At 75.9% G+C, this 6,691-nt stretch carries 7 protein-coding genes; 4 read left to right on the top strand and 3 right to left on the bottom strand.

What is annotated here, in order from left to right; genetic code table 11:
- Positions 1-167: 167 nt before the first annotated feature.
- Positions 168-1,340, top strand: a complete 1,173-nt coding sequence (locus TR50_RS16040; protein ID WP_042421160.1) for an XdhC family protein — start codon at positions 168-170, stop codon at positions 1,338-1,340.
- A gap of 5 nt (positions 1,341-1,345) precedes the next feature.
- Positions 1,346-2,065, top strand: coding sequence for an SRPBCC family protein (locus TR50_RS16035; protein ID WP_042421157.1), 720 nt, complete (start codon positions 1,346-1,348; stop codon positions 2,063-2,065).
- A gap of 30 nt (positions 2,066-2,095) precedes the next feature.
- On the opposite strand, the gene TR50_RS16030 is transcribed toward TR50_RS16035, so the two are convergent.
- The gene (locus TR50_RS16030) at positions 2,096-3,229 is read right to left on the bottom strand and encodes a DUF6777 domain-containing protein (RefSeq protein WP_052441030.1); all 1,134 of its coding nucleotides are present in this window, start codon (positions 3,227-3,229) and stop codon (positions 2,096-2,098) included.
- Positions 3,230-3,523: 294 nt separating this feature from the next.
- Between TR50_RS16030 and TR50_RS16025 the strand changes: the two genes are divergently transcribed.
- Together TR50_RS16025 and TR50_RS16020 are read left to right on the top strand one after the other, a co-directional pair.
- Positions 3,524-4,015, top strand: a complete 492-nt coding sequence (locus TR50_RS16025) for a MarR family winged helix-turn-helix transcriptional regulator (protein WP_042421155.1) — start codon at positions 3,524-3,526, stop codon at positions 4,013-4,015.
- A complete protein-coding gene (locus TR50_RS16020) occupies positions 4,012-4,464 on the top strand; it encodes a winged helix DNA-binding protein (RefSeq protein WP_042421152.1) in 453 nt (150 codons plus the stop codon). Before TR50_RS16025 ends, TR50_RS16020 begins: the two co-directional genes overlap by 4 nt.
- Positions 4,465-4,537: 73 nt before the next feature.
- On the opposite strand, the gene TR50_RS16015 is transcribed toward TR50_RS16020, so the two are convergent.
- Positions 4,538-5,341 (bottom strand): SDR family NAD(P)-dependent oxidoreductase, encoded by an 804-nt coding sequence (locus TR50_RS16015; protein WP_236654438.1) that lies wholly within the window; start codon positions 5,339-5,341, stop codon positions 4,538-4,540.
- Positions 5,338-6,681, bottom strand: a complete 1,344-nt coding sequence (locus tag TR50_RS16010) for an FAD-binding oxidoreductase (RefSeq protein WP_042421149.1) — start codon at positions 6,679-6,681, stop codon at positions 5,338-5,340. The genes TR50_RS16015 and TR50_RS16010 overlap by 4 nt, the downstream gene beginning before the upstream one ends.
- Positions 6,682-6,691 lie beyond the last annotated feature (10 nt).

The following is a 6,691-nucleotide window of genomic DNA, read 5'->3' as shown; positions in this document are numbered from 1 at the left end:
GGGCGGGCGTCCGCAGGCTCGGCCCCCGGCCGAACAGCCAAGCGCCGCCGACCGCCGACCGCCGACCCCACGGCCGAGCGCGCCCCCGAGTTGCGGACGTGCCCGGCGAGGGACTCGGCGTCGCGGCCCTGGAGCCCTGGCCGCCGTCATGGCGAGAGGAGCGGCTGATGCGTGAGATCCTGCCCGCGTTGCGGCGCTGGTACGGGGCGGGCGCGGAGTTCGGGCTGGCCACCGTCGTCGGGGTGACGCGCAGCGCGCCGAGGGCGCCCGGCGCGGCGATGGCCGTCGGGCCCGGCGACGAGGTGGTCGGCAGCGTCTCCGGCGGATGCGTCGAGGGCGCGGTGTTCGAGCTGGCGCAGGAGGTCGTCCGCACCGGGCAGGCCCAGCAGACGACCTTCGGCTACAGCGACGACGACGCCTTCGCCGTCGGGCTGACCTGCGGCGGCGAGATCACCGTGCTGGTCCGCCCGGTCTCGGCCGCGCTGGATCCGGCGTTCGGCGCGGTGGCGGCGTCCATCGCCGAGGAGACGCCCGTCGCCCTCGCCACGGTGCTGGAAGCCCCCGAGGACTCCGCGACCCCGCTCGGCGCGGTCCGCGCCGTCTGGCCGGACCGGGTCGAGGGCTCGCTCGGGTCGGAGGGGCTGGATGCCGCCGTCACCGCCGACGCACGCGGCGAGCTGGCCCAGGGCATGACCGCCCAGCGCCACTACGGCCCGGACGGCGAGCGGCGGATGGACCAGGTCACCGTCTTCCTCCAGTCCTTCGCTCCCCCGCCGCGCCTGCTGGTCTTCGGCGCGATCGACTTCGCCGCCGCCGTCGCCGACCTGGGGGCGTTCCTCGGCTACCGGGTGACGGTCTGCGACGCGCGCCCGGTCTTCGCCACGGCCCGGCGGTTCCCGCCGCAGGTCGAGGTGGTGGTCGACTGGCCGCACCGGTTCCTGGCCGCGACGCAGGTGGACCGCTCGACGGTGATCTGCGTGCTCACCCACGACCCCAAGTTCGACGTCCCGGTGCTGGAGGTCGCCCTGCGCACGCCCGCGGCCTACATCGGCGTCATGGGCAGCCGCCGCACCCACGAGGACCGGCTGGCGCGACTGCGCGAGGCCGGCGTCGACGAGGCCTCGCTCGCCCGGCTGCGGGCGCCCATCGGCCTCGACCTCGGCGCGCGCACGCCGGAGGAGGTGGCCGTGTCGATCGCGGCGGAGATCGTCTCGACCCGCTGGGGCGGCACGGGCGCGGCGCTCTCGGCCACCACGGGGGCCGTGCACGGCCCCGACCCGCACGCCCCGCGCCGCGCGGGCGCCGCTGCGGACGGCACCCCTGCGAGCACGAGGAGCTGACGACCATGCAGCTGCACCACGACATGACCGTGCCCGCCCCCGCGGACGAGGTCTGGCGTGCGCTCGGGGACATCGAGGACATCGCCCCCTGCCTGCCCGGCGCGGCGGTCGACCACGTGGACGACGACACCGACACCGTCTACGGCTCGATGACGGTCAGGGTCGGCCCGATCACCGTCGCCTACCGCGGCCGGGCGGTCGTCGACGAGCGCGACGACGCGCGCCACCGCATGGTCGTCCACGCCTCCGGGCGCGAGCAGCGCGGCGCGGGGACGGCGCAGGCCACCCTGGTCGTCGAGGCCCACGAGCAGTCGCCGGGGACGACGGAGGTGGACGTCGACACCGACCTGACCGTCACCGGCCGCCCGGCCCAGTTCGGACGCGGCGTCATGGCCGACATCGGCGACCGCGTCATCGCGGAGTTCGCCGACCGGCTCTCGAAGAAGCTCGCCGCCAATGCGCCCACCGCGAGCACCGTGGACGCCGCGAGCACCGAGCCCGGCCGGTCCGCCGAGGCGGACGACGCGGACGACACGGACGACACGGGGACGGACGCCGCGCCCGCTCCGCAGGCCGGGCGTGACGAGCCGCTCGACCTCGGGCCCGTCCTCGTCCCGATCCTGCGGCGCGCCGCGCTGTTCACGGCCTTCGCGCTCGCCCTGACCGTTCTCGCCCGCCTGATCCGCAGCGCCCGCCGGCAGCCCGCCCGAGCCGGGCGGCGCTGACCCGCGGTCAGGACGCCGTCACGACGGCCGTCACGACGACGGCGCGGCCGTCGTGCCCGCCGACGTCGTACCGGAGCCGGTCGAGGCTCCCGTGTTCGCGGACACGGACGCGGACGGGGACGACGGAGCGGAGGTCGACGGGGACGCGGACGCGGACGCGGACGGGGAGGCCGACGCCGAGGCCGGGCTGGAGCTCGCGGCGGACGCCGAGGAGCCGGACGGGCAGGGCTGGGCCTGGCCGGGCGACGGCGATCCGGTGCCGGTCGTGCCCGGGACGGGAGAGCCCGAGAGGCAGGTGCTCGACGCCGTCGCCGAGCTCTTGGCCGACGCGCTCGCGCTGCCGCTCGTCGCACCGGGCGACCCGCTCGCGCCGCCGATCACCGGGGGCGGAACGGGCACGTCGCTCCCGCCGTGGCCGCCGGTCGGCCGCTGGAACCACTGGCCCGTGACCGGGTCGTAGAGCACGAACACCTGAACCGTCGTCACCGCCGGCAGGACCACGGTCACGTTCTGCGCGTTGAAGGTCGACCAGGTCGTGCCCGTGTAGGAGCTGCGCGTGGTCACCACCGGGGCCAGCAGCGGGTTTCCGCAGGCGCAGCGGGCGCGCGGTGCGCCGTTGGCGTCGACCAGCACCGCGGTTCCGGCTTCGAGGACCGACTGGAACGAGGTGGCCGCGCCGTTCGCGAAGCCGTGGTTGGTGACCCGGGTGTCGGTGCGCAGCAGGACCGGCGTCAGCGAGTGCAGGTAGGCGTCGATCTGGTCCGTCCGGATGCCCTCGACGCCGGCCCAGGCCGCGCCCTTGGTCGGGTTGGCCCGCAGGAACGCGGACATCTGCGGGACGTCGCAGCTCGACACCCGCTCCGTTCCGCCGTAGAGGCCCACGGCCGTTCCGGACACGGTGTGCACGCCGTTGGCGCTGGAGGTCGCGCCGGCGGGCACCGGCGCCGCGGAGTGGGACGCCTTGGCGGTCGGGGACGTGCTCGGCCCTGTGTGGACCGGAGGGTTGAACGGGTTCGGTCCGGTGGATCCGGCCGGCTGCAACATCACCGTCTGCGCGCTGGCGGGCCGGTTGAGCAGCACGACGGTGAGCGCGACCGCCAGACCGAGCACCACCGCGGCAGTGATCAGCAGCGAGGTGCGTCGCCGCCGTGGCGGCTTGCCCACGGCCTGTGCGCCGCCGCCACCGGGCGGCGGCTCGCCGGGCGACGCCGCGGGAACGGTGGGCGGGCCGCCGGGTCCGGACGGCGGGCGGCCGGACGAGCCGGAGAGCGGTCCGGAAGGAGGACCGTGCGGAGGACCGGGCGGGGGTTGTTCGGAACTCACGGCTGGCCCTTTCGTGCGGTCGACGCGGACGCGCGCTCCTCAATATTTGGGGCCGATCGGGGGTCCGCGGCAATCGGGACTAGGCCGGCCGACTGATAGTAGCCATGGACATAGTCTCCATGTACTCTATCTTCCATGAGCGAAGCTTCCCCGGGACCGACGCCCGGCTTCCTGGTCTGGCGCCTGTCGATGAAGTGGCGCGTGGCGGTCGATCGGGCCCTCGCGCCGCACGGCCTCACCCACGCCCAGTACTCACTGCTGGGGTCGCTTCTGGGCATGCAACAGTCCGGACGGCAACCGACCCAGCGCGAGCTCGCCGACCACGCCGGGCTGGAGCCGCTCTACGTGTCCAAGCTCGCCCGCGCCCTCGAAAGCGCGGGGCTGGTCACCCGCACACCGCACCCCACCGACACGCGCGCCGTCCGACTGTCGCTGAGCGACCACGGTCGCGAGACGACCGAGTGCGCGGTCACCGTCGTCCACGACCTCCTCGCGCAGCAGTTCGCACCGCTCGGCGGGCTCGACAGCCCCCGCACCAGCGCGTTCGTCCGCGAGCTGACGGCCCTTCTCGACGCCCCACTCGATGCCACGACCTCCACGTCCTCCACGACCAAGGAGTTTCAATGACCACCACACCGACGCCCACCCTCAACGGTCAGGTCATCGGGCAGGCGCACCTCGCCACCCGCGCCCTGCTGGTTCCGGTGCTCGACCGCAGCCACACCACCTTCGAGCAGTCCGCAGTGCTGAACGCCCTCGCGGGCGGCGAGGAGAGCGCCGACCGGGCCCAGCTGACCGACCAGATGGCCGGCAACCTGAAGACCACCGACTCCGCGGTGGCCGACGTCATCGCCGGGCTGGCCGCCTCGGCCCTGCTGGAGCAGGTGCCCGGCGACGACTCCCGCCTGCGGCTCACGGACGCCGGCCGGGCCCGCAACCGGCAGATCCGTGACGCGGTCGACGCCCTCACGCAGCGGCTCTACGGCGACATCCCGGCCGAGGACCTGGCCACCGCCGGCCGGGTGCTGGCCCTGGTCACCGCCCGCGCCAACGCCGAACTGGCCGCCCTGCGCTAGCCGTACGCTCCGCCGACGTCCGCTCCGCCGAAGCCCGATCCGGCGGCGTCGCCCGATCCGGCGGCGCACGCCGTCAACGCGGGAGGCGACGCCACAGCGGGCGCGGCAGCAGCCGCATCGCCGCCGCGAGCACGACCAGGCCGCGCGGCACCCAGACCGTCCGGGACCCCGGCCCCCGGTCCAGGGCCGCCGCGACGGCGGCCGCCACCTGCTGCGGGGTGGAGGACATCGGCGCCGGGCGCATGCCGTGCGTCATCCGGCCCGTCACGAACCCGGGCCGGACCAGGACGACGGAGACGCCCGTGCCGTGCAGCCGGTCGGCGAGCCCGCGCGCGAAGGCGTCGAGGCCCGCCTTGGCGGCCCCGTAGACGAGGTTGGCCCGGCGCGGACGGACCGCCGCGATCGAGGAGAGCACGACGAGGGTTCCGTGGCGCTGCTCGCGCATCCCGGCGGCGAGGGCGAGCAGCACGGTGACGTGCGCGGTGAAGTCGGTCTGCACGAGCTCGCCCGCCTGCCTCGGGTCCGCGTCGAGGACGTCCTGCGGGATCAGGACGCCGGCGGCGGAGACGGCCAGGTCGAGCGGCCCGTCGGCGAGGACGCGCGCGGCCAGCGTCTCGGGCGCGACCGGGTCCAGGGCGTCGAACGGCGCGGTCGTCACCCGGCACGGCAGCCCGACTCCGGCGTCGGCGAGACGACGCGCGTCGCGCCCGGCGAGAATCGCCTCGTCGGCCGGGTCGAGGCGGAGCGCCCGGAGCGTGGCGAGTCCGATCTCGCTGGTACCGCCGATCAGCAGCACCCGCCGCGGACGACCCGCGCCGGAGGCGCTGTGCGGGGTGTCGGCGGGGCCTCGGGCCGACGCGCCTCCCGGGGTGCTCACCCGCACAGCCCCAGGCGGCGGCCGAGGTCGGAGCGGAAGACGCCGTGCGGGTCCAGCCGGGCACGCGCCTCGCGCCAGGCGTCGAGCGGACCGTACATCTCGGTGAAGCGGGCGCGGTCCATCCGGGCGTCCTTGGCAAGGTAGATCCGGCCGCCGGAGGTGGCGACCAGCCGGTCGAGGCCGTCGAGCAACTCGCCGAGACCGGCCCGCCCGGCGGGCAGGTCGACGGCCAGCGACCAGCCTGCCACGGGGAACGACAGCGGGTGGCCGTCGGCGGGGCCGAACCGCTTCAAGGTCCCCAGAAAGGGCGAGCCCTGCTGCCGGTGCAGGGCCTCCAGCACGCAGGCGAGCAGGTCGCGCCCCTCGTCGGGCACGGCGAACTGGTACTGCCAGATCCCGGCGGGCCCGAGCGCGCGGTTCCACCCGGCGACGGCGTCGAGCCGGTGGAAGAACGCCCCGAGCGCGGCGGTGCCCTCCCGAAGTCGCGGAGCGCGGTGGTACCACAGGCCGTTGAAGGCCGCGGCGGTGCGCGGTGTGACGGGGCAGAACGGCAAACCGGGCGCGGGCGGCGCGGCGCGGATCCGGTAGCGCGGCCCGTCGGGCTCGCGGCGGGGGTCGGGCTCGGTGCAGTGGTCGGCGAGCTCGACGACACCGCGCCCGAGGGCGCGTCCGCGCGCGGTGCCGTCGATCCAGGCGACGGCGTAGCGGGTTCGGGCGTTCGCAAGGGCGTCCATGACCGCGTCCAGGTCCGCGGCGCGGCGGGTGGTGACGCGCAGGCGTGCGCTGCGGACGGGCAGCAGGCGCAGCGTCACGGAGACGATCACGCCCGTCAGTCCCATGCCGCCGACGGTGGCGCGGAAGGCGTCCGGGGTGTCCTCGGGGGTGAGCCGGCGCAGCGTGCCGGTGCCGTCGACGAGGTCGACCTGGTCGAGCCAGGCGGCGATGGACCCGTCGCGGTGCTGGTTCTTGCCGTGCACGTCGGCGGCGACGGCCCCGCCGACGGTCAGGTGCGCGGTGCCGGGCAGCACGGGCGGCAGCCAGCCGTGTGGGACGGTGCGGGCGAGCAGTTCGGTGAAGGCCACGGACGCGGCGACGCGGACGCGCCCGGCGTGCGGGTCGAGCAGCACCCACGGTTCGCCTGCCGGGCTCAGCACCAGCCCGCCGGAGTTGAGCGCGGCATCGCCGTAGCTGCGTCCCGCGCCGCGCGCGACGATCCCGTGGCCCGGCCGCTCGGCGATCAGCCCGCACAAGGCGGGCAGCGTCAACGGACCGAGCAGCGTGGCACGCCCGCTGGGCGTCCGACCCCAGCCGCTGAGCAGTACCTCGGGCCCGCCCGTCACCGGTCCGCCT

The organism is Streptacidiphilus anmyonensis (assembly GCF_000787855.1).
GTDB classification, from domain to species: Bacteria; Actinomycetota; Actinomycetes; order Streptomycetales; family Streptomycetaceae; genus Streptacidiphilus; species Streptacidiphilus anmyonensis.
This window is presented reverse-complemented; position numbering and strand designations above follow the sequence as displayed.

What these genes read in the sequence shown, in the direction of transcription:
- TR50_RS16040 (WP_042421160.1), top strand. Translation starts at nt 168, where the DNA reads ATGCGTGAGATCCTGCCCGCGTTGCGGCGCTGGTACGGGGCGGGCGCG.
- TR50_RS16035 (WP_042421157.1), top strand. Translation starts at nt 1,346, where the DNA reads ATGCAGCTGCACCACGACATGACCGTGCCCGCCCCCGCGGACGAGGTC.
- TR50_RS16025 (WP_042421155.1), top strand. Translation starts at nt 3,524, where the DNA reads ATGAGCGAAGCTTCCCCGGGACCGACGCCCGGCTTCCTGGTCTGGCGC.
- TR50_RS16020 (WP_042421152.1), top strand. Translation starts at nt 4,012, where the DNA reads ATGACCACCACACCGACGCCCACCCTCAACGGTCAGGTCATCGGGCAG.